Source organism: Cytobacillus sp. C11.1, assembly GCF_058145115.1.
In genome coordinates this window covers 242,853-264,711 of the sequence record NZ_CM176935.1, presented here as the reverse complement: position 1 = coordinate 264,711, position 21,859 = coordinate 242,853, and the positions used below count along the sequence as shown (strand labels likewise).

20 protein-coding genes and 1 pseudogene are annotated in these 21,859 nt (G+C 43.6%); 16 read left to right on the top strand and 5 right to left on the bottom strand.

What is annotated here, in order from left to right; translation table 11 throughout:
• Window positions 1–93 precede the first annotated feature (93 nt).
• Window positions 94–1,404 (top strand): MFS transporter, encoded by a 1,311-nt coding sequence (locus tag AC3ZVC_RS01310; RefSeq protein ID WP_490065942.1) that lies wholly within the window; start codon window positions 94–96, stop codon window positions 1,402–1,404.
• A gap of 80 nt (window positions 1,405–1,484) precedes the next feature.
• Window positions 1,485–2,330, top strand: a complete 846-nt coding sequence (locus AC3ZVC_RS01305) for an STAS domain-containing protein (RefSeq protein ID WP_490065941.1) — start codon at window positions 1,485–1,487, stop codon at window positions 2,328–2,330.
• Window positions 2,331–2,395: 65 nt separating this feature from the next.
• On the opposite strand, the gene AC3ZVC_RS01300 is transcribed toward AC3ZVC_RS01305, so the two are convergent.
• Entirely contained in the window at window positions 2,396–4,075 is a 1,680-nt protein-coding gene (locus tag AC3ZVC_RS01300; RefSeq protein WP_490065940.1) for a hypothetical protein, read from the bottom strand.
• Between the two features lie 463 nt (window positions 4,076–4,538).
• Between AC3ZVC_RS01300 and AC3ZVC_RS01295 the strand changes: the two genes are divergently transcribed.
• The 5 genes from AC3ZVC_RS01295 (at window position 4,539) to AC3ZVC_RS01275 (ending at window position 8,328) form a co-directional block, all read left to right on the top strand.
• On the top strand, window positions 4,539–4,913 hold the full coding sequence (locus tag AC3ZVC_RS01295) for a GNAT family N-acetyltransferase (RefSeq protein WP_490068775.1): 375 nt from the start codon (window positions 4,539–4,541) through the stop codon (window positions 4,911–4,913).
• Between the two features lie 97 nt (window positions 4,914–5,010).
• Window positions 5,011–5,835 (top strand): MBL fold metallo-hydrolase, encoded by an 825-nt coding sequence (locus AC3ZVC_RS01290; RefSeq protein WP_490065939.1) that lies wholly within the window; start codon window positions 5,011–5,013, stop codon window positions 5,833–5,835.
• A 105-nt stretch (window positions 5,836–5,940) separates the two neighbouring features.
• Window positions 5,941–6,486, top strand: coding sequence for a DinB family protein (locus AC3ZVC_RS01285; protein WP_490065938.1), 546 nt, complete (start codon window positions 5,941–5,943; stop codon window positions 6,484–6,486).
• Between the two features lie 541 nt (window positions 6,487–7,027).
• Complete coding sequence (locus AC3ZVC_RS01280) at window positions 7,028–7,618, top strand: histidine phosphatase family protein (RefSeq protein WP_490065937.1); 591 nt, start codon at window positions 7,028–7,030, stop codon at window positions 7,616–7,618.
• Between the two features lie 2 nt (window positions 7,619–7,620).
• The gene (locus tag AC3ZVC_RS01275) at window positions 7,621–8,328 is read left to right on the top strand and encodes a nucleotidyltransferase domain-containing protein (protein ID WP_490065936.1); all 708 of its coding nucleotides are present in this window, start codon (window positions 7,621–7,623) and stop codon (window positions 8,326–8,328) included.
• A 38-nt stretch (window positions 8,329–8,366) separates the two neighbouring features.
• On the opposite strand, the gene AC3ZVC_RS01270 is transcribed toward AC3ZVC_RS01275, so the two are convergent.
• Complete coding sequence (locus AC3ZVC_RS01270; protein ID WP_490065935.1) at window positions 8,367–9,632, bottom strand: ATP-binding protein; 1,266 nt, start codon at window positions 9,630–9,632, stop codon at window positions 8,367–8,369.
• Between the two features lie 341 nt (window positions 9,633–9,973).
• Between AC3ZVC_RS01270 and AC3ZVC_RS01265 the strand changes: the two genes are divergently transcribed.
• Together AC3ZVC_RS01265 and AC3ZVC_RS01260 are read left to right on the top strand one after the other, a co-directional pair.
• Window positions 9,974–12,079: a catalase gene (locus AC3ZVC_RS01265; protein WP_490065934.1), complete on the top strand. Its 2,106-nt coding sequence runs from the start codon at window positions 9,974–9,976 to the stop codon at window positions 12,077–12,079.
• Between the two features lie 489 nt (window positions 12,080–12,568).
• Window positions 12,569–13,432 carry an AraC family transcriptional regulator gene (locus AC3ZVC_RS01260; RefSeq protein ID WP_490065933.1) on the top strand — a complete coding sequence of 288 codons (864 nt, stop codon included), beginning with the start codon at window positions 12,569–12,571 and terminating at the stop codon, window positions 13,430–13,432.
• A 40-nt stretch (window positions 13,433–13,472) separates the two neighbouring features.
• Here AC3ZVC_RS01260 and AC3ZVC_RS01255 read toward each other — a convergent pair whose 3' ends face one another.
• A complete protein-coding gene (locus AC3ZVC_RS01255; RefSeq protein ID WP_490065932.1) occupies window positions 13,473–14,987 on the bottom strand; it encodes a glycine betaine uptake BCCT transporter in 1,515 nt (504 codons plus the stop codon).
• A gap of 144 nt (window positions 14,988–15,131) precedes the next feature.
• Between AC3ZVC_RS01255 and AC3ZVC_RS01250 the strand changes: the two genes are divergently transcribed.
• The 5 genes and pseudogenes from AC3ZVC_RS01250 (at window position 15,132) to AC3ZVC_RS01230 (ending at window position 18,961) form a co-directional block, all read left to right on the top strand.
• On the top strand, window positions 15,132–15,617 hold the full coding sequence (locus tag AC3ZVC_RS01250; protein WP_490065931.1) for a DinB family protein: 486 nt from the start codon (window positions 15,132–15,134) through the stop codon (window positions 15,615–15,617).
• A pseudogene (locus tag AC3ZVC_RS01245) lies at window positions 15,610–16,409 on the top strand (GNAT family N-acetyltransferase). Before AC3ZVC_RS01250 ends, AC3ZVC_RS01245 begins: the two are co-directional and overlap by 8 nt.
• A 178-nt stretch (window positions 16,410–16,587) precedes the next feature.
• Window positions 16,588–17,133, top strand: coding sequence for a cytochrome c oxidase subunit II (locus AC3ZVC_RS01240; RefSeq protein WP_490065930.1), 546 nt, complete (start codon window positions 16,588–16,590; stop codon window positions 17,131–17,133).
• A complete protein-coding gene (locus AC3ZVC_RS01235) occupies window positions 17,133–18,599 on the top strand; it encodes a cbb3-type cytochrome c oxidase subunit I (RefSeq protein WP_490065929.1) in 1,467 nt (488 codons plus the stop codon). Before AC3ZVC_RS01240 ends, AC3ZVC_RS01235 begins: the two co-directional genes overlap by 1 nt.
• Before the next feature lie 152 nt (window positions 18,600–18,751).
• Window positions 18,752–18,961 (top strand): hypothetical protein, encoded by a 210-nt coding sequence (locus AC3ZVC_RS01230; RefSeq protein WP_490065928.1) that lies wholly within the window; start codon window positions 18,752–18,754, stop codon window positions 18,959–18,961.
• Window positions 18,962–18,996: 35 nt separating this feature from the next.
• Here AC3ZVC_RS01230 and AC3ZVC_RS01225 read toward each other — a convergent pair whose 3' ends face one another.
• Complete coding sequence (locus tag AC3ZVC_RS01225; RefSeq protein ID WP_490065927.1) at window positions 18,997–19,953, bottom strand: calcium/sodium antiporter; 957 nt, start codon at window positions 19,951–19,953, stop codon at window positions 18,997–18,999.
• 139 nt (window positions 19,954–20,092) lie between these two features.
• Complete coding sequence (locus tag AC3ZVC_RS01220; RefSeq protein ID WP_490065926.1) at window positions 20,093–20,815, bottom strand: DUF3784 domain-containing protein; 723 nt, start codon at window positions 20,813–20,815, stop codon at window positions 20,093–20,095.
• 138 nt (window positions 20,816–20,953) lie between these two features.
• Here AC3ZVC_RS01220 and AC3ZVC_RS01215 point away from each other — a divergent pair, with 138 nt between their 5' ends.
• Window positions 20,954–21,178, top strand: coding sequence for a hypothetical protein (locus AC3ZVC_RS01215; RefSeq protein ID WP_214724133.1), 225 nt, complete (start codon window positions 20,954–20,956; stop codon window positions 21,176–21,178).
• A 72-nt stretch (window positions 21,179–21,250) separates the two neighbouring features.
• A complete protein-coding gene (locus AC3ZVC_RS01210; RefSeq protein WP_490065925.1) occupies window positions 21,251–21,859 on the top strand; it encodes an exonuclease domain-containing protein in 609 nt (202 codons plus the stop codon).

The window sequence follows — 21,859 nt, the reverse complement described above, 5'->3', positions numbered from 1 at the left end:
TATGGTATGATTATGGATAAAAAAGTACCAGGCACCTATACCAGTTGATGCCCACTGGTATAGGTGCCTGTCACCAGAAAGAAGGTTTACATTGTGCAGCGTTTGAGGGTTCATTATGCGTGGGTGATTTTGTTTTTGACGTTTGTTGCTTTGCTGGCCGCACAAGGGGTGAGGCTTTCGTTTGGGGCTTTTATGACCCCGTGGGAGACTGAATTCTCCACGAATCGCAGCGTCATTTCTTTAGTTGCGTTTATCAGCTATATCGTGTTCGCCATTTCCCAGCCTTATGTCGGCAGGCTAATTGATAAGTATGGAATCCGCTACATATTATCCTGCAGCATCTTGCTGATTGGTTTATCTACGATTCTCACCTTCTTCACAACCGATCCTGTCCAGCTGATGATCATATATGGGGTTATTGCGTCCATTGGTTTTGGCGGTGCCTCCAATGTGGCGGGAACGATAGCTGTGGCGAATTGGTTTGCGGATAAAAAGGGGATGGCCATGGGGCTCATGTCCGCCGGAACGGCAGCTGGTCAGCTCGTTCTCGTCCCGCTGTCCTTGTTTCTTATCGATCAGCTCGGATGGAAAATGACCGTTATCGTATTAGGCTGCTTTCTGATTTTAGTCGTGTTTCCGCTGCTTATCCTGTTTGTCCGTTCGAATCCAGCTGACATTAACATAAAAGCCTATGGCGCAAAGGAAGACACAGAAAACAGCAAGAACGGCGGCACAGAAGCCCCCAAAGCAACTCTATCAATCTTCCAGCTTATGAAGCGCAAAGAATTCCTGTTTCTCATGCTTCCGTTTTTCGTCTGCGGCGTCACAACGACAGGTTTGATGGATACACACCTTATTCCTTTTGCACAGTATTGCGGTTTTACACCGGGCATTACAGGAGCGGCTGTCAGCTTGCTGGCCGGCTTTAATATTTTGGGTACAGTCGTGTCCGGTTTCCTGGCAGACCGGTGGAATTGCAGAAGGATATTGGCTTTTTTATACGGAGTGAGAGCCCTAACGATTGTTCTATTATTAGTCATTGTTAATGATGCTTCCCTGTTTGGCTTCTTCATCTCAGAATCACATCTGCTGATTCTATTTGCGATCAGCTTTGGTGTCGTAAATTTTGCAACGGTAGCTCCAACCATGAAACTGGCAACAGAATACTTCAAACACCTCTCAGTCGGTGCAGTTATCGGTTGGATTTATCTCAGCCACCAGCTTGGATCTGCGCTGGGTTCCTTTGTCCCGGGTGTTTTATTTGATTTGACAGGAAGCTATGATATTTCCTTTATTGCTTCCATCATTCTGCTGATTGGCGCTTCAGCCTTAAGCATGCTGCTTCCTAAACAAGAAGTAAACTACAAGCATACAGGTGGCCATATCGTTGTAAAAAATAGCTAATGAGTGGTTTAAAATCGACACGTTTTTCCTCATCAGTTAAAATATTAATAGAAAATTTGAACGGTAAGGGGAGTCATAGGATGCATCGTAATAAGGACTTATATCAATTTTTGCTGGAGAAAACAAGGCAATTGACAGAAGAATGGTATAAAAATCTGGAAAAACGAGAGAGCGCTGGAATCTATAGCTCCAACGATCCGGCCATTATTGAAAGTGTTAAACAGCAAAACTATGAATTTCATCAGAAGTTCTGTGAAGTCTTTAATAAAGATGAAGAATCATTCTTTAATGAGTTCGAAAAATGGATTGTAAAAGTAGCGCAGGATGAAGGACATCTAAGCACGCCATTGCAATCAATTCTCCGTGAATTCTTTACAACTCAGGAGCAGTATTTGAATTTAATAGATGAGTTTGCTGAAACAAATAAAGGCCAGTTTGATTGCAGCCAGGTAACTACTTGGCGCCGAATTGTGGTGAAGTCTTTTAGTGAAGTCGTAACGTGGTTTACGGAAGAGTATAATAACCATTCCCAAAAAAGGCTGGAGGCCCAGCAGAATTTAATCCGTGAATTAAGTTCCCCCGTCATCTCTTTAACTCAAGACATCGCGCTATTGCCGCTCGTTGGGGATATCGACACAGCCCGGGCAAAGAGCATGCTTGAAAATACCCTTCAGCAATGCAATAAATTGGGTGTGAATCAGCTATTCATGGACCTTTCAGGTGTTGTCATGATCGACACGATGGTGGCCCATCAGTTATTCCAATTGATTGAAGCGTTAAGCCTCATCGGAGTAAAAACCACAATCTCCGGGTTAAGGCCTGAAATCGCTCATACCGCTGTCCAGCTCGGTCTTTCATTTGATCACGTAAGCATTAAGTCCACACTCTCAAGTGCAATCAAATCAGCCAGCCTCATACCAAGCTAATAAAAAAACACGATGAAGGAGCTCTTCATCGTGTTTTTTTGTGAGAACACTCGTTCAGTAACTTCTTATTCCAACCCTTTAATGGTCATGCCCTTCACAGGCAGGAATGCTTCGCCTGTCTCCAGATAATTCATATTCACCTGATCGCCTTCCTGCAAATAGATCGCCATTGGAACGGTTTCAGCTGAAACAACATAGCTCTGACGGTTGTCGAGTAAAAACGAGATAACGGTGTAATCACCGGTTTTTTCCTTGTAGACCCTCAAAACGGTTCCGCTTATCTGTTTTTCCTCTGCTTTCGAGCTTCCATCCACTGTGCCGCCGCCTCTTTGCAGAGCTGTTTTATAAAGCCTTAAAGCATCATTTGGCGTCGTGCCATATGCGGAAATTTCCGGATTGGCAGCAGATACGATGAAGTAATTCTGCAAAAAGCCATTGGCATCGAGAACCGGCGTCAGCCAGCTCGCTTCTCCGTAGAAGTTATACAGAACAGGCATTTCGCCATTCCATTTCTTTTCAATAAACTTCTTCTCAATGATTTGCAGGGCACCCTGTGAATCCATATACGACTCCTCAAGATTGCCGGTAAAGAAGGTCGCTTCACCTGTCCTGGAATTGGTCAGTGAGTACCCAAGCATTGAATCGACACCTTCTTTCGGGCTTGTAAAATCAGTAAAATAGTACATGTCTCCATTTTCATCAAAAATCGGGCTGACATTTGCTTCCGTTCCTTCATCTGAAGGAAGCCTCACATCGGTTTTGCCAAACTTGCTGTTCCAGAAGCCATGAATATAATTGCCGTAGTAGCTATTCTGCAGGCTGACGGTTTCCGGAGACACGGCCCCATCAATAAATGCAGGAACATCCTCAAGCTTATAGACCTTGGTTTTTCCGCTCACTGGATCAACCATGACCATTCCCTGAAGGTCAAAACCATTTCGGGCCGAGATAAACTCACCGAAAGACCGGATATAATAAGGCTTGCCATCATCATCCACCTCTAATTGAACATCCCCGTAAAAGATTTGCTGTGGATACTGCATGCGGATATGGCGCTCAATGTTTTTATTAAAATAGGAAGATGGCGTGTAGACCATATCGCTTTTCACAAACTTTGGATTGGCTGAGGAATCTGTCGCACTGATGGTAAAATAACCAGGTGTCTTATCCCCGTTCAACCATTTAAAAAAGCCGGAGAACTCAACGGGCGCAATATATACATACTCCCCATTGACCTTCTGGATCTGCAGGCTGCCGAGTTCGTAATAGCTGGTATTCGGAACCTGGCCAAAAGCCTTTTTCATCTTATTGCGGGCAAATTGCGGAGGCACGCTAGCCGGCGTTTCCGTTTCGTCAAATGTCTCAATCTCCGTTTGCTCCTTCATTTTTGCACTTTCATATTTTTCATCAGCATTAAAGAGAAAAGCAGTTAGGAAGTAAACACCGACAATAAGGCTTCCTATAAAAAGGATTGCTTTAATCATTCGTTCCTTCCCGGCTGCAAGAAAGGCTCCGCCGAGAGAGGCAATAATGGCAAGCGGCCAAATGCTGCTTAAGTTCCGGTCAAGATTGCTTAAATAATAAAAGGCAAAAACAAGCAGTACGGTTACGGCAATGGTTCCGGCCATGATGCCAGTCCCCAGCTTTTTACCTTCCTTTTCAGACTTTGCCATATAGCTTAAAGGAATCAGCAGGACAGAGGCTGCCAGTCCGGCAATGAGCGAAAAAATAAAGATGTTTCCCATTAATATCTCTCCTAATAAGTTCGATATGTTTATCTACGGATGGAATGAAAAAAAGTTCCGTGAGCAAAAAGAAATGGTTTAGTGAAGTTATACAGATTTGTGAAAAAGACAATGCGTCAACATATGACCTTACAGCCAAAACGACTGAGCATAGTGAAGTATCATGCGAGTATATTTTGGTAAACTGTTAAAAGATTAACGTTTTATTGTCATATAGCAACTTTTTTGCCGGGATGACTCTAAATAAGGGCCTATTTATTTCCTATTAAAATATCATCAACTAACAAACTTTTATCATCAACTCCAACGATATATCATTAACTAACTCGGTATATCAGCAACTTTCCGGAAATATCGTCAACTCGCCTAAAAGAGGTATTTTACAACCTTAAATAGAAAGAAATGAGCAATCTGGTATGAAAGGAGAATCCAAGTGATCAGATATGATAAAAAGATTCCGGAGATGGAGCCATTATACCGCTTATATGAAAATGACGGCTGGAATGATTTTTTGAAGCTGCCGAAAGAAAGGCTCTATAAAGCGATGGAGCAGAGCTGGCTTGTGGTTAGCGCCTATGATGGAGAGCGCCTGATTGGCACGGGGCGGATTATTTCTGATGGCATCATCAATGCCTATCTTTGCGGGTTAATCGTAGAACCTGCTTATCGCAGCAAAGGGATTGGAAGGGAAATGGTGCGCCTGATGGCAGAGCGCTGCACAGAGTCACAGCTGCATCTTCAGCTGCTGGCCGAGGAAGAGAAATCCGGCTTTTATGAGAATTTAGGCTTTGAAATATTTACATTAGGCTTAAAATATAATCCTAAAATTTGCGACTAAAGGTGTAGCCAGTTTCAGTCCATCCGGCGATTTAGCAGTAAACTTCTGTCTGTAAAATGGATATTATAACCAGCCAGTGAAATGGAGGCAAACCTTTATGGAAAAATATATATGCAGCACGTGCGGTATTCAATATCCGCCATCGGATCACCAGCCTGAAAGCTGTCAAATCTGCCAGGAAGAACGGCAGTATGTGGCACAGGAAGGCCAGGAATGGACCACATTGGATGAAATGCAGAAAAGCAGTGCTTATAACAATAAAATATCCCAGGAAGAGTCTAATCTCTACAGCATCAAAACTGTACCTGAATTCGCAATCGGCCAGACTGCTTATCTGGTTCAAAATAATGGCTTTAATCTTTTATGGGATTGCATTTCCTATCTTGACGAAGCGACAATTCAGTCGATAGACGAGCTTGGCGGAATCCACGCAATTGCGCTTTCACACCCCCATTACTACTCCTCCCAGATTGAATGGGCGGAAAGGTTTAACGTTCCTGTTTACATTCATGAAGATGACAGGGAATGGGTGATGAGAGACAGTGACCATATTATTTTCTGGAGCGGAGAAAGTTTGAAGCTTCATGATGGAATTGAAATTCACCGCCTTGGCGGCCACTTTAAAGGCGGTGCAGTCCTTCACTGGCAAATGGGCCATGATGGAAAAGGGGTTTTGCTGACCGGTGATATCATTCAGGTTGTTGCGGACCGCCAATGGGTCAGCTTTATGTACAGCTACCCGAACCTCATTCCTCTGCCGCCTGAAACCGTTGAAAGAATGGCCGGTAAAGTGAAGCCGCTTGCCTATGACCGTCTATACAATGCTTTTCATAAGGTCATAGAAAAAGAGGCACACCTGGCTGTACAGCGTTCGGCAGAAAGATATATAAAGGCGGTCAGGGGAGAGCTTTTTCAGACTTAAGGAGTGTGGCAGCATGCTCGTTCTTTTTCATGAATCCTATTCACTTGAAGGATGACTATATCCGTACTTTTTAGTAAAATTAGGGAATAAAGAGGGGTGGAAGCCATGCTGAAAAAACCTGAAGCAAACGAATATGCACCATATTACGAAGCATATGTTAATTCCGTACCAGATGGGGATTTGCTGGAGATTCTTGATAAACAAGTAACAGAGACTGCTAATCTACTAAAAAATCTTAATGAGGACCAGGCCAGCTTCCGGTATGCGGAAGGAAAATGGACCATTAAAGAAGTAATCGGCCATGTTACTGACACCGAGCGCATCATGGTCTACCGTCTGCTTTGCATCAGCAGAGGAGAAGCAGCAATGCTGCCTGGATATGATGATAATGAATATGTGAAAAAAGGGAATTTTAATCGTTTTTCCATTCGTCAGCTATTGGATCAGTTTTCGGTTGTTCGGGGAAATACCCTTGCACTTTTAAAAAGCCTGGAGGAGGAAACTCTGCTGCAGTTTGGTAATGCCAACGGAACCGAAGTAACCGCCAGGGCAATTGCCTATATTATTGCCGGACATGAACGTCACCACCGAAAATTGATTAAAGAGCGGTATATGAAAGCGGAAGGCTATAGCAAACGGGATGAAAGTTGAGAAATCTAAAAGGTTGGTTTAAGTCTCTTTTGTTTGGACTCTAGCGTTTGAAAACATTGCGGAGAGTGGTACTCAATTGGTACCGCTCTTCTTATACATAGATTAAGAGACTACTATATTTTTTGCAAAGTGATCTTTCTATTTGCAGAACTAGCCAATCTATTTGCATTTTTTTAATAGCTGTTTTCGCAAACTTTGTTGCTTTTCAAACAAGTAGTGGAGAGGTTGATTTCCGCTCCAGGATGCTCAGCGAACGCGGGGCGGGCGGTGAGCCTCCTCGGCGCGCAGCGCCTGTGGGGTCTCACCTGTCCCACTCCTCCCGCAGGAGTCTCGCACCTTACGCTCCAATCAACCAACCTTATTTATCAATGTTTTTATTTGCAAAATCTATTTAAAAACAACAATCTTTTAGAAAAGATCCTTTTTAATACTATTTGCTAAATCCCCCAGTTATCTGCAGCTTTCTTGCTGCTATTTGCATTGCTCAAATTACCGGCTGCTTTTTTAAGGAATATTATAAAATTCGAAAGGACGTGTACATATGACAAAAATTGGTTTGATCAGGCATGGCATTACATCTTGGAATAAAGAGGGCAGGGCACAGGGAAGCTCGGATATTCCCTTGCATGAGGAAGGCTTGGCTGAAGCAAAGCTATTAGCTGAACGGCTCAGCGCTGAAAAATGGGATGTCATATACGCCAGTAATCTGTTAAGAGCCCGGCAAACAGCGGAAACCATTAAGGAGAAAATCAGTACGATCCCTCTCCAGCTTGATTCAAGAATTCGAGAAGTCGGCGGCGGATTAATTGAAGGCACCACAGAAGCAGAACGGCTTGAAAAATGGGGCAGCGGCTGGCGTGAAATGGATCTTGGATTCGAGTCGCATGATAGCGTAATCGATAGAGGCATGGAATTCATAAAGGAAATTTCAGCCAAGCACCCGGGAGAAAATGTGCTGGTGGTCAGCCACGGCTCATTTATCCGGCATCTCCTAAGAGAACTGGTTCCACATGCCGACCTGACCCATCCACCGAAAAATACTTCCCTTACCACGCTTTTAATAAAAGAGAGCCAGTGGGACTGCGAATTGTATAACTGCACGAACCATTTAGAAAAGGAACAGATTAAATAATCATGAAAAAGATTCATTCAGCAGAGACAGCACAGGAATTTATCACGCGGCATTTTCCCGTTTGCCAGGCAGCAGTGCTTGCAGGCAGTGTGATCAGAGGAGAGGAAACAGACACATCGGATCTTGATATTGTTGTGTTCGATTCAGAAATAAAGACTGCCTATCGGGAATCGTTTATCGCTTTTGGCTGGCCGATAGAAGTATTTGTCCATAATCTGGACTCTTACAAGGATTTTTTTCGCAAAGATGCGGAGCGGGGGCGGCCGTCATTGCCAAGGATGGTGGCTGAAGGCATGCCCTTGAAGGACAGCGGCATTCTTCAGGAAATTAAAAAAGAAGCACTAAGTCTGCTTGCTAAGGGGCCGGAAGCCTGGACAGAGGAGACAATTCTTCTCAAACGTTACTTTATTACAGATGCTGTAGATGATTTGAGAGGCAGCCGCAACAGGGGAGAAGAAATCTTCATTGCAGGGACACTGGCTGAGCTTTTGAGTGAGTTTGTTCTAAGGACCAACAGGCAGTGGATCGGTTCTTCGAAATGGACAGCAAGAGCGTTACAGCAATATGATCCTGTCTTTGCAGAGGAGTTTATTGCCGCTTTTGACATTTTTTATCGAGATGGCATTAAAACCAATATTATTGAACTTACAGAGAAAATGCTGGAGCCGCATGGAGGTCCATTATTTGAAGGATTCTCGCTCGGAAAATAAATGAAGCCTCCCAAAATTGGGAGGCTCAGCTGTTTTTCTTAAGCCTCATTCTTTCTCAAAGCCGGCGTATAAGAGGGAAAAGAAAAAGTGAACACAGTGCCCTTATTCAATTCACTCTGGACTTTCACACTGCCTTGCATTGCCCTCACGATACTGAATACAACCATCATTCCAAGGCCCGTTCCTTTTGAGCCCTTTGTGGAATAATAGGGTTCACCAAGGCGCTGAAGCTGTTCCTCGGTCATTCCGATGCCGGTGTCTTTTATTTCAATGGTTATGTGGCTGCTGCTATATTGTGTTTCTATGTATAATTGTCCGCCGCGCGGCATCGCTTCAATTGCATTTTTAAGAATATTTAAGAAGCATTGGTGAAATTTCTGGCGATCCCCTTCGATCGAACCCAGAAGGGCAAAATCTGAATTAATCTCTACTGAGTTTTGATTGGCGGTAGGTTTTAATATGTTAATGACTTGTATTAGTTCTTTCTTTACATTTATTTCTTCTATTTTATCTAAAGATGGCTTCGAAAAGGTCAAGTAGTTCTGGATGACCTGCTCGGCAGATTCAAGCTCTGCCTTTACAATGGTCAGATATTCCTGCCGCTTACGAGGAGTCAGTTTTTGTTCCTGCAATAATTGGACAAAACCAATAGCCGCTGTTAAAGGATTCCGAATTTCATGTGAAATCGCTGCGCCCATTTGCTCCACAGCCTCCAGCTTTTCTGTCCGGACCATATTTTCGCGGATATCAAGATTTCGCTTGGCGAACTCAATCACATAAGAAATCATGCCAACTCCCAGTGGCGGAATCACTAGATAGGCAAACCAGGCGTCAAATCGGTTTTGCGGCGGGATCGATATTTCCATTGTAATCACGGTCAGCACACTTATAATCATAGCCATAAAAACTGCTACGCGAATCCGTTTCCTGGCAGCTTGCCTCCAAAACCACGGATACATCCTCCAGAGGATCATCCCCAGCGGAAAATATAAAAAGATATTTGTATAAAAGCCGGGCTCTATCCCATAAAAGCCTCTCATCAAAATAACTGCTACAGCCAATAGCGGGCCAATCCCAGCATATAAACCGCCGATAATCACTATAATCATTCTCAAATCATAGAAATAATGCGGGTCCGGCTGATAGGAAAACTGAAAGCAAATCCACATCATAAACAAAAACCAAAATAGTGACCAGCCTTTCGAAAAACGGAATTTAGAGCTTTTATCCGCCCATACGAGCACAAAAAATAAAATGATGATTAAAAGCGATAGATTAAAGAAAAAATGCTTCGTAATTTCCACCGTTTCACCTGCCTGCCATAAGAGGTTATAAGAAAATTCTATATTGTTTTACTATTATTGACAATAACTGATTTAAAATTTTAGCACATTTCCATGTAAATTGTCAGAAAAAATCAAAAATATAGCAAAATAAGCTCCCCAAAAGACAAAGTACGCCTTTCCGAAGACTGTCTTGTGCTTCTCGGGGGTGGGGCAAGGCGCTTACGCTTTCCTTACATTCTAAAAATATATTTTTCAATTGGCAGTTTACCTGCCGTGTTCGGGGGTATTTCCTATAGTAGTTACATAGAAAGGGTAAAACGGAAGCAAGCCGCTTCTTTTTAATAAGGAGGAATGAACACTTGAAACAAGATCCGCAAAACAAAGGTGTTAATGAGCATAGCAAGGACAAGCAGCTGGAGGAGTTCCGCATGGATAACTCCGGCAAAAAACTGACGACGAATCAGGGTGTAAAGGTTTCAGATGATGAGCATTCTTTAAAAGCCGGCTCCCGCGGTCCAACCTTGATGGAGGATTTTCACTTCCGGGAAAAAATGACGCACTTTGACCATGAGCGAATCCCAGAGCGGGTAGTCCATGCCCGCGGTTTCGGCGCACACGGCTACTTTCAGGTGTACGAATCAATGGCTGAATATACAAAAGCAAAGTTCCTTCAGGATCCATCGGTTAAGACACCGGTTTTTGTCCGGTTCTCAACGGTAGCAGGCTCCCGCGGCTCCGCAGATTCTGTTCGTGATGCACGCGGCTTTGCCACCAAATTTTACACGGAAGAAGGGAATTATGATCTTGTCGGAAATAACATCCCGGTGTTTTTCATCCAGGATGCCATCAAGTTCCCGGATCTCGTTCACTCATTCAAACCGGAGCCTCATAATGAAATGCCCCAGGCTTCAACGGCCCATGATACGTTCTGGGACTTTGCCGCTAATAATACCGAAACAGCCCATATGATCATGTGGACAATGTCGGACCGTGCCATTCCGCGCAGCTTCCGCATGATGGAAGGCTTTGGCGTTCACACGTTCCGGTTTGTAAACGAGCAGGGCAAGGCACGTTTTGTGAAATTTCACTGGAAGCCGGTTCTTGGCACGCATTCCCTAGTGTTTGACGAAGCGCAAAAGCTTGCCGGAAAAGATCCGGATTTCCATCGCCGCGACCTATGGGAAGCGATTGAAATGGGGGATCATCCTGAATTCGAGCTTGGGGTTCAAATGATTGATGAAGAAGATGAATTCGCCTTTGATTTTGATATTTTAGATGCGACAAAGCTTTGGCCTGAGGAACTGGTGCCGGTTAAGATTATGGGAAAAATGACGCTGAACCGCAACCAGGATAATGTGTTTGCCGAGACGGAACAGGCAGCCTTCCATCCGGGCCATGTTGTCCCAGGAATTGATTTTTCAAATGACCCACTGCTTCAGGGACGCTTATTTTCCTACACGGATACCCAGCTGATCCGCCTTGGCGGACCGAACTTTCATGAGCTTCCGATCAACCGGCCGGTTTGTCCATTCCATAACAATCAGTATGACGGCTATCATCGCATGACGATTAATAAAGGCCCGGTCGCCTACCACAAGAACTCCCTGCAGAACAATGACCCAAGTCCTGCAGCTGAAGAGGAAGGCGGCTATGTTCATTATCAGGAGAAGGTTGAAGGACGAAAGGTGCGTGAGCGCAGCGATAGCTTTAAGGATCACTACAGCCAGGCAAAAATGTTCTGGAACAGCATGTCTGAGGTTGAAAAGCAGCATATCATTGAAGCGTTCCGTTTCGAAGTCGGAAAGGTAAAAAGCAAAGATGTTCAGCAGCAGGTTGTCGATATGTTCAGCAACGTAGATGCTTTCCTTGCCGAGCAAATTGCCCTGGGTGTTGGCGCAAAAGTGCCGGATGCTGCGAATGAATCCAAAGTGACGCTATCATCGCCGGCTTTAAGCCAGATGAATACAGCAAAATCTCCTAAAACGAGAAAAGCTGCCATTCTCGCTGATAATGGTTTTAACTATAAGGAAGTCAGCAAACTAATGGAATCCTTAAAGGAAGCAGGCATTACGGCTGAAATTGTCAGCAAAAACCTTGGCATGATCAAAGGGGATGACGGAGAACTGGAAGTGAAGCAAACCTTCCTGACCAGCCACTCTGTTATGTATGACGCAGTCTATGTAGCTGGCGGAAAAGAAAGCGCAGAGGCACTAAAGATGGTGCCGCAAGCGAAAGAATTTGTTCGTGAAGCATTCCAGCATTTTAAAACGATCGCCATTGGCAGCGAAGGAGAAAAATTGCTGCCTGCAGAGGCCAAGGATGCGCTGGGGCAAGAAGGCACCCAATCGAAAACCTTCGCAGAAATGGGAATTGTAGCAAACAGAAATAATGATGATATCCAATCCTTCAGCGAAAGTGTAATCAATGCGATTGCCAAACATCGCCATTGGCAACGTGTCATATAAGATACTGAAATGTGGCCAGCTGCTCTTTATGGGAGCAGCTGGTTTTTTGCTGAATCGGAACAAACCTTGTTAAATTAGGAAGTGACCGATATATTTGAAATCTGACCGATAAACCTAAGTATTTGACCGATAAAATAGAAAAGTGACCGATAAATGAAGAATCTGACCGATAAACCTCCTGAAGTGACCGATAAATAATGTATGTCGCGGCTGCCAGAGCTGCTTGGCCGGTAAATCATCCATTTCGGCCGGTATTTAGCTAAAATTGGCCGGTATTTTACCAATAATGGCCGGTAAAAGGCTTCAACCCAACCATTGGAGCTTCAACAATTCCTCCAGAGTGACTTTTTCATAAAAACATTGCTCTTTCAGCAGGTATTTCCCACCTAAAATAAGAATTTCTAAGAGTCTGCCTGCCAAAACAAAGCACGAAAAGACAGGATACCCATTTTCAAACTTGTTAGGATGTATTCAAGGGAGTGATCAAGAATGTCATGGATCGTATCACTGCAAAAGGCGATTGATTATATAGAAGAGCATATGCTCAAAGAGGACCTCTCCATCCAGAAAGCTGCTGAACAAGCGAATTCTTCTGCTTTTCACTTTCAGCGAACATTCTCCATTCTCACCGAAATGCCGGTTGGAGAATATATCAGAGGCAGAAGATTGACTCTTGCAGCACAGGAGCTGATCCGAACAGACTGCAAAATTATTAACCTTGCCTACAAATATGGATACGACACTCCCGAAGCTTTTACGAAAGCTTTCCGCAGGCAGCATGGGATTACACCGACTGAAGCAAGGAATTTTACTGGAAAGCTCAAATCATATAACCGCCTGGCCATTCAGGTGAGTCTGAAAGGAGCAGAACCAATGCAATACTCAATTGTGGAAAAAGGCGCTTTTCAAGTGGCTGGAGTAAAGAAAGAATTCTCTTTATGCAATGAAGAGAATCTTTCCGGCATACCGAAAATGTGGGAAGAAGTGAATCGTGACGGAACAAGCGACAAGCTGTTCCAATTAAATAATGGGGAAGTAAAAGGAGTTCTCGGCATTTGTGTGGATAAACGAAACACAAAGCCTGACAGCATGGATTATTGGGTTACAGCCAGCTACAAAGGCGAGAAGCTGGAGAGCCTCGAAAGCATGGAGATTCCGGCATCCAAATGGGCTGTATTTGAAGTGCATGGCGCCATGCCGCATGCCATGCAAAATACTTGGAAAAAAATCTTTTCGGAATGGTTCCCGTCGAGCGGTTTTGAGCATGCGGGAGCACCTGAAATGGAAGTCTACCCAGCGGGTGATGCATCTAGTCCGGATTATTATTCCGAAGTTTGGATTCCGGTAAAATAAACATCAAAAACCTGCAGACGTCAAATCTGCAGGTTTTGTATTAAGGCTTCCTCTTTGGAATCTTCCCAATCCCGAGCTCCTTCGCTTCTTTCTGCAAAGCTTTGATCAAGCTGAAAGTCATTAATGCCATGATAATGGAAAACGGAAGAGCAGCTGCAATCATCGTATTTTGCAGTGCCTGCAGACCGCCTGAGTAAATTAGTACGAGTGAAATGGTGGATAGCATAATTCCCCAGATAAACTTGATTCGATTCCCCGGATGATGCGAGCCATTTGTAGTCATCATCCCCAGTACATAGGTGCCGGAATCGGCAGAGGTAATAAAGAAGGTGCAAATCAAGATAATCGCAATAATGGAGAGCACTGTCCCGAACGGAAAATTCGAGAAGACGCCAAACAGCGCTTCCTCTGTAGCCAGTTCTGAAATCTTCGCAACCCCATTATGCTCCTGCATAATCGCTGACCCGCCAAAAGTGGAAAACCAAATGAATCCGATCAATGACGGCACAAGCAGTACTCCGAAAACAAATTCGCGGATGGTTCTTCCTTTTGAAACACGTGCAATAAAGATGCCGACAAAAGGTGCCCAGGCAATCCACCATGCCCAGTAAAAAATGGTCCAGCCGTTAATCCAGGCCCGTACATCCTCATTTAAAGGCGCAATCCGAAAACTCATGCTTGGCAGGAATTGCAGATAAGTACCGAGTGTATTTGTAAATAAATTGAGAATGAATAAGGACGGCCCGAGAAAAAAAGTCAGCAGGAAAAGAAGGACAGCCAAAAGCATATTGGCATTGCTGAGAATTTTAATCCCTTTCCCGAGGCCAGACCATGCGGAAATCATAAATAAGACCGTGACAATCAGAACAATTATTACCTGAACCGGAAAACTAACGGGGATGCCAAAAAGATAGGAAAGCCCTCCGTTAATTTGCATCGCCCCGAATCCTAATGTCGTTGCAACCCCAATGACAGTCGCCACAACGGCGATTATATCGACCACTTTTCCGGTAGTGCCTTCTACTTTATCACCAAGAATTGGCCGGAGTGTTGCACTGATCAATCCAGGTTCGTCATGCCTGAAGTTAAAATAAGCAAGAACAAGAGCGACAATGCCATAAATGGCCCAGGCATGAATCCCCCAATGAAAATATGTGTACCGCATGGCATTACGAATTGCCTGATCTGTTCCTACTTGACCTCCAGTAGGGGACCCCACTGCATAATGATAAATGGGTTCAGCAGCTCCCCAGAAAACAAGCCCAATCCCCATCCCGGCGCTGAACAGCATCGCAAACCAGGTAGGGCGTGAGAATTCAGGTTTATCATCCTGCTTGCCCAGCTTTATTTTTCCCAATGGGCTGATTAAAAAATATAAGCAAACAAGGACAATGAACGAAACAAGTATTAAATAATACCATCCGAACTTATCGGTAATAAAGGTCTGGACATTTGCTGTTACTTCCTCCAAGGCATCCGGCACAAAAACGCCAAATAAAACCAGCAATATTAGGATAGCAACTGATATGTAAAAAACCACTAAGTTCTTCTTCACATTTCAATCCCCTTTCTGCATAGACCACTTCTTATAGGATTGAATACAACAGGAGGAATTATGCGAATGAAATAATAAATTTGGAGGAATTTATCATAAATTGAAGAACTCTCATATAAGCATAAAAAGCAGGGAGGTCCCAAATTGCTAACACTATTCCGCTATAACTGGCAAGTTCGTGATGATTGGTTTGAATGGTGCCGAAAGCTTTCCCTGGATGAGCTTAAGGCTGAAAGAACCGGGGGAGTTGGCGGCATTTTACAAACACTTTTTCACATTGTGGATGTAGAATACAGCTGGGTTTGTGTCATTGAAGGGAGAGAAGTGAAAGATCCGTTATATTCTGATCATGGAACACTGGAAAAAGTGAAGGCGTTATCAGATGGGTACCGGATAGAGCTTGAAAGATTTTTTCAAAAGGAGTGGCCGGTTCAAGGGGGTGAGCAGGTTAGCCCGCCATGGATGGAAGGCGATTTCAAAAAGGAGGAAATCCTCCATCACATCATTGCTCATGAAATTCATCACATCGGCCAGCTGTCTGTCTGGGCGAGGGAGCTGAAACGTGAACCGGTATCAGCGAATCTTTTAGGGAGAAAATTAGAAGGAATAAGGAGAAAAAGACATGATTAGAAGATTGACTGAACAAGACCACGAAATGTGCTTCCGCTTTTTAAAGCAGAAGCCGGCAGAGAACCTGTTTATTATAGGAGACATTGAGCAATACGGGTATGAGCAGGATTTTCAAAAGGTATGGGGAGAATTCAATGAAAGCGGAGATCTTAAGGCGGTTTTATTAAAGTATGAAGAAAATTACATTCCATTTGCAGAAGGAACATTTGATGCGGAGTGCTTTGCAGAAATCATGCTGAAAGATCCCGGCTTTGGAATGATGTCCGGTTTAAAAGAAGTTACAGCACAAATTGAGCCTTATGTCAGCGGCCGGATAAAAAGAAAGCGGGAAACATACTATGCAAAATGCACAGCATTGAATAAGGAAGCAAAACGTACAGATACATCGGCTGTACTGCAGGCAAGTCCGGAAGATGCAGAAAAGCTTGTGGAGCTGCTCAACAGCATTCCTGAATTCAGCGATTCAATGATTACGGTAAAACGGAAAAGGCGTGTCTTGGCTGATGGATCTCCCGTTCCTATTATATAGAGGATGATGGAAAAATGGTCAGTACTGCATCAACCACAGCTGAAAATTCCCTTTCTGCTATGGTTGTAGGCGTAGCTACTGCCGAAAACAGCAAGAAAAAAGGGTATGCGACTCAATGCATGGTCAAGCTCTGCAGGCAGCTTCTTGCAGAAAATAAAGAACTGTGCCTGTTTTACGACAACCCCGCAGCAGGGGCGATTTATAAGCGAATAGGTTTTGAAGATATCGGCTTTTGGATGATGTATACAATAGATAGGAATTAGTGAAAAAGATGTCCGGATCAAGGGCATCTTATTTTTTGCAAAATATTTAAAAAAGTACGTTAAATAGGACATATATCACCGAATTTAATATTGAAATCCCATAAAATTGGTTGTGAAACTGAACAGGGGATTGGGGATGCCTTGTTTCATGATCAAACATTTTATGGGAGGGGTATGGATGTATCAACAGATTGCCATGTATGCGACTGTTTTTTTTGTGTTTCTGCTGGCACTGGCTTTTGCTTTTGTCTACGGTGAATCAAAGCGCAGTGCGGATTATGGTCACATACAGAAAAAGGGGTATAAAATCAGGAAGTTCTACTTTCTCGGCCTTATTGCGATTATGGGCTTTGCCAGTGTCATGACGCTTGGAAGACTGCCATATGACCGCCATCAGGCGAAAGCGACCGGGCTAAATGAAATAAAAACCGTTGAGGTTACTGGAATCCAATACGCCTGGGAGATGAGCGAGGACCGATTCCAGGCAGGCGACCAAGTTCAATTTAAAGTGACAGCAGACGATGTTACTCATGGATTTGGTTTGTATAATGAAAAAATGGAGCTTGTCGCGCAAACGCAGGCTATGCCGGAGTATACAAATACCGTCTATTATACCTTTGAAGAACCCGGGACTTATCAAATACTCTGTCTTGAATATTGTTCAACCGGCCACCATGTTATGGTGAAAGAGATTGTTGTTGAACCGGAAGGGGGAAGCCTTTGATGAATGAGAGCATCCACCCTTTGGCTAAGAAAACGATTATATGGTATTTGGCTGCAGTATCAATGGTTTTAATCCTGATGATGGCTTTTGGTGTCATCATGCTTATGAATCAGGGGAATATGATCAGCATAACCCCACAGTGGTTTTATAAAATAATGACTGCACACGGAACAGGGATGGTTGGGATTGCTGCATTGGGCGGTACAGCTATATTGTGGTATTTCCTGTCCAGATACGTCAAACTGAATCCTGCCATTTTAATAGTAAATTTTGCTTTTTTCTTCATTGGGGTTGCCATGGTTCTGATTGCTATATTCGTCTTTCATTTTTCAGATGGCTGGACGTTTTTATATCCGCTTCCTTCCCAATCGGCCAAGCTTTATGGGGCAGCAGGGGCGATATTCTTTTTATCAGGCATGCTGATCCTGGGCATTGGCTTTTTAATTCTCTATATGTATTTGGCTGCCAGGCTGACAAAGGTTTATGGAGGACTTGGCAAGGCACTCGGGTGGGATATCATCTTCAGAGGGAAAGAAGGCTATGGACCGCCAGCAGCCGTAGTGGCAACAGCCATGGTCATTATCACCAACTCGACGGCTCTTCTGGCAGGGGCAACGGTGCTCCTCGCCTCACTTCTGAATATTATAAACCCGGCGATTACAATTGACCCGTTGCTTGCCAAGCACTTAACCTACGCATTTGGCCATATCTTCGCCAACTGCACGATATATATGGCAGTTATTGCAGTTTATGAAGTCCTCTCTGAATATACAGGAAGGCCATGGAAATCGAATAAGATCTTTTTGATTGCCTGGAACTGTTCCACTCTTTTTACCTTAATGATTTATACTCATCATCTGTTGATGGACTTTGCGGTCCCAAAATGGATGCTCATCATCGGGCAAGTCTTTTCCTATGCCAACGGCCTGCCCGTTATGGTCGTTACCGCCTATGGTGCATTGATGATTGTCTATCGTTCGCGAATGAAATGGGATTTTGCCTCAAGCCTGTTCTTTCTTTCGATGTTTGGCTGGGTGGCAGGAGCAATCCCCGCGATCATTGATGCGACCATAGTTGTCAATCATGTGATGCATAATACAAAATGGGTTCCCGGACATTTTCATACGTATATGGGAATGGGCCTGATTGCGATGATCATCGGTTTTATGTATTACTTTAATAAAACCGAAGCCAATCAAACGCATACGAGCATCGATACGTTTGGCATCGCTCTATACTTTTCCTTTTTTACAGGTCTCGTCGGTTCATTTTTGTATGCAGGTGGAATCGGTGCACCAAGGAGATGGGCCGAGCACTTGCCGCAGTGGGTATTATCCGACCAGGTGGGGGCTGTCAGCGGAATTTTTATTGTGCTGGCAGCGATTATCTTCACCGCTAGGTTTTTTGCTGGTTTAAGAAATGTCGGCTCAACGGTTTCTTATAATAAAAATTCGGCCGCTAGCTGATTAAAGGCTCTGGAGAATCTTCTCCAGCGCCTTTTTATTTTTCTGGCCTAAGAAGGCTGTTCCTATGTGCTATACTAAAAATTGTAACTATTCCAATATTATGCAGGTGGACTCAACAAACCTTTTACCAAAACAATGTACCTGTTGAAATCATGGGCAGAATGACAAGTGTCATCGGCGTCATCCAAAGCGTTGCACAAATCGTCTTTCTGCTCGGTATCGGCGTGCTGGGAGATATTTTTCCGCTTCGCTATACAATCGTCCTATTATCCGGTTTCAATTTGCTTCTTTCTCTCTATCTATGCTGGCAGCTTTTAAAACCGGGAAAACAGCAGTATTTTTCGGAAACATCAGCCCTATAAAATAAAGCCGGGCCTATGGAGGCCCGACTCTGACTTTAATTCCGCACAATAATATAAATCAAGTAGATGATATAAGCTGCTGCTAGGAAGCTGCCTTCATATTTACCTACTGCATAGTGGGTTCTTGAGAACGCCAGGAGCACGACCGTCAGCAGAATCATGATCGTTATATCTACAATGATCTTTGGGTCAACTCCCAATGGAGTAATCGTTGCGGCTGCACCAAGTACAAAAAGAATATTAAAGATATTGCTTCCAACAATATTCCCGAGTGCGATCTCACTTTGCTTTTTAAGTGCTGCAGTAATAGAGGTGACCAATTCTGGCAGGGAGGTACCAACTGCCACAATCGTCAAGCCAACAAGTGTTTCGCTCATTCCCTGCGAAACCGCAATCTCTGTGCTGCTTCTGACCACCAAATCTCCGCCAAAAATGATCGCTGCCAGGCCGGCCAGTGTAATCAGTATTTGCTTCGTCCATATGGAGCCGCTCGTTTTTACTTCCTCACCTTGTGTACTGCTGCGGCTTTTTCTAGCTACTTCAAACAAATAATACATGAATACAGCAAAAATCAAGAGCAGAATCAGTCCATCGCCGCGGGTCACAATATCTTCGCTGACGGATTCCAATACTCTGTCACTGATAAAAATCATCAAGGCTATGCTTGCCAGCAAGGTAAAAGGAATCTCTTTTCGAATTGTCTCGCTTTCCACCTGCAGGGGATTGATCATCGCTGTAATTCCAACCACAAGCGTAATATTAAAAATATTGCTTCCAATAACATTTCCAAGCGCCACGTCCGCATTGCCATTCAGTGCCGCCAGAATACTGACCGTCGCTTCAGGTGAACTCGTACCAAACGCCACAATTGTCAAACCAATCAAAAGCGGAGAAATCTTCAAGAAACCGGCAATTTTCGAAGCTCCCTCTACAAAGAAGTTCGCCCCTGCAATCAGGAGGGCAAATCCTATGACTAAAAGTATGTATGACAAGTTTTTTAGGCACCTCCAAATTTTACTATGATTATCTTATTATGGATGTGTTTTCACTCTCGTTCAAGTTTTAGCCTTTTAGATATGCTTCATTCCGAACAATGGCCGCCCGGTTTCTTTGACAGCGACCACTGATTTTTTATTTGCTTTCCATGCGCAGTTGCTCAAACCATTCGCGAGTCACCCTGCCATCCTTGCTATTCACAAACACATGCTCATCCTCCAATTCAATATAAAGCACAGGCGAAAATCTTTTTTGAATAAACAATAGGCTGCTTCCATAACCAGTCACTTTAAAATGTCCCTGTGCCAGAGTTGGCAGGCCAATCCCATTTTGCTTCCATGTTACTTCAGGCATCTGTTCTAACAGCTGTACGTCTTGAATGTCCTCATACGCCCACACATCTCCGTACATCCCTGAGATTTTGAAACCATCTTCTGTCAGTGACATTTCATAACCTTTGTGGCTGGATACAGTAAAATAAATAAGGGGTCCAAGCGTCAAGCTAAAAACAATGATCCCAATGATGTAGCTGCGCTTCCTTTTTTCTGCTACTTCAAATATGGATATATAAATAAATCCCCCGAGCAAAACAACTATCATAAATCCGAATTGTACTTCCATGGCAAATCGAAATTCGGTAAACGATAAGGGCAGAAGAAGCAGCATACCAAGAGCAGTGCCAATCAGCAAGCTGCCCGTTTTTTGCGGGTATCCATTTTCAATTAATCTCGTTTTCTCTTCCTCAGGCCGAAGTGAAAATCCTGAAATCAGCCAGTAAGCCCTTTTAAAACGGACGGCCCATCCAAGAACCAGAAAAAGTCCAATGACCGCAATCTGTACAATCACAAGCCCCATCATGGTAAAAACCTCCTTACATGCTATTACTATTCTTACGATTAAAGCAGTTGATTAGATTCGTTTTTTGTTATAATGATTGTGGATTCTGTTAACAAATAAATTGAAATAAATATAAAATTAAACAAAGGAGGCAGCGCCTTGAAAAGCAAAAATATCTTATTTTATATTTTGCTGACGCTAATGCTTACTTCCATCATCAGCATCGTAATGGGCTATCATAACTTCGGCTTTGGTGTTGGGTTTCTATTTGCGTTCTTATCCTTAGCCACCGGCTACTTTTATTCTATGAAGAACCGTGAATATATGCATCAAAACTATCATGCCGATTATGTGGATCGATTAAAGAATAATAAAAAAATATAAGAGAGTGGTTCTGCTGGAATTCAGTACTCCTCTATTATATGCTTAATTAAAAATGGATAGAGGAGGCTGGCCATGAAAAACCAGGAAAAAATGGGTTTGCTGCTGGATGTGGAGACGACGGGACTTGGGCCGATTTCCGATGAAATTATCGAGCTGGCTTTGAAGCTGTTTTCCTATCGTTCTGATACAGGGGAGATTCTTGATATTAAGGACAAGGCCTCTTTTTTAAGAGAGCCCATAAGCAAATCTGCGAAAAATAACTACAGCAGCGCTTTCAGAGTCCATGGCATTCCCTATGAAGCTGTCAGCGGGAAAAGCTTTGATGATATGAAAATAAAGAAATTTTTCTATCATGCAGATGCCGCATTTGCACATAATGCATCCTTTGACAGGAGCTTTTTGTACCGGATGTATCCTGAAGATGTAAATGAATTAAAGTGGTATTGTACAATGAGAAGCGTTCCGTGGAAGGACTATGGTTTTACAAACAGCAAGCTGCTGACACTTTTGCAATCCCATCAGATTGCGGACAGCCAAACGCACCGGGCGATGGACGATATTACATATCTGCTTGAACTGCTGAAAAAAACAAATCCAAAGGGCTATCTGTATATGCGGGATGTTCTGGCCAAAGGCCCAATGAGAAAATATCAGCCGGCAGCACAGGGCAGACTTGGATAA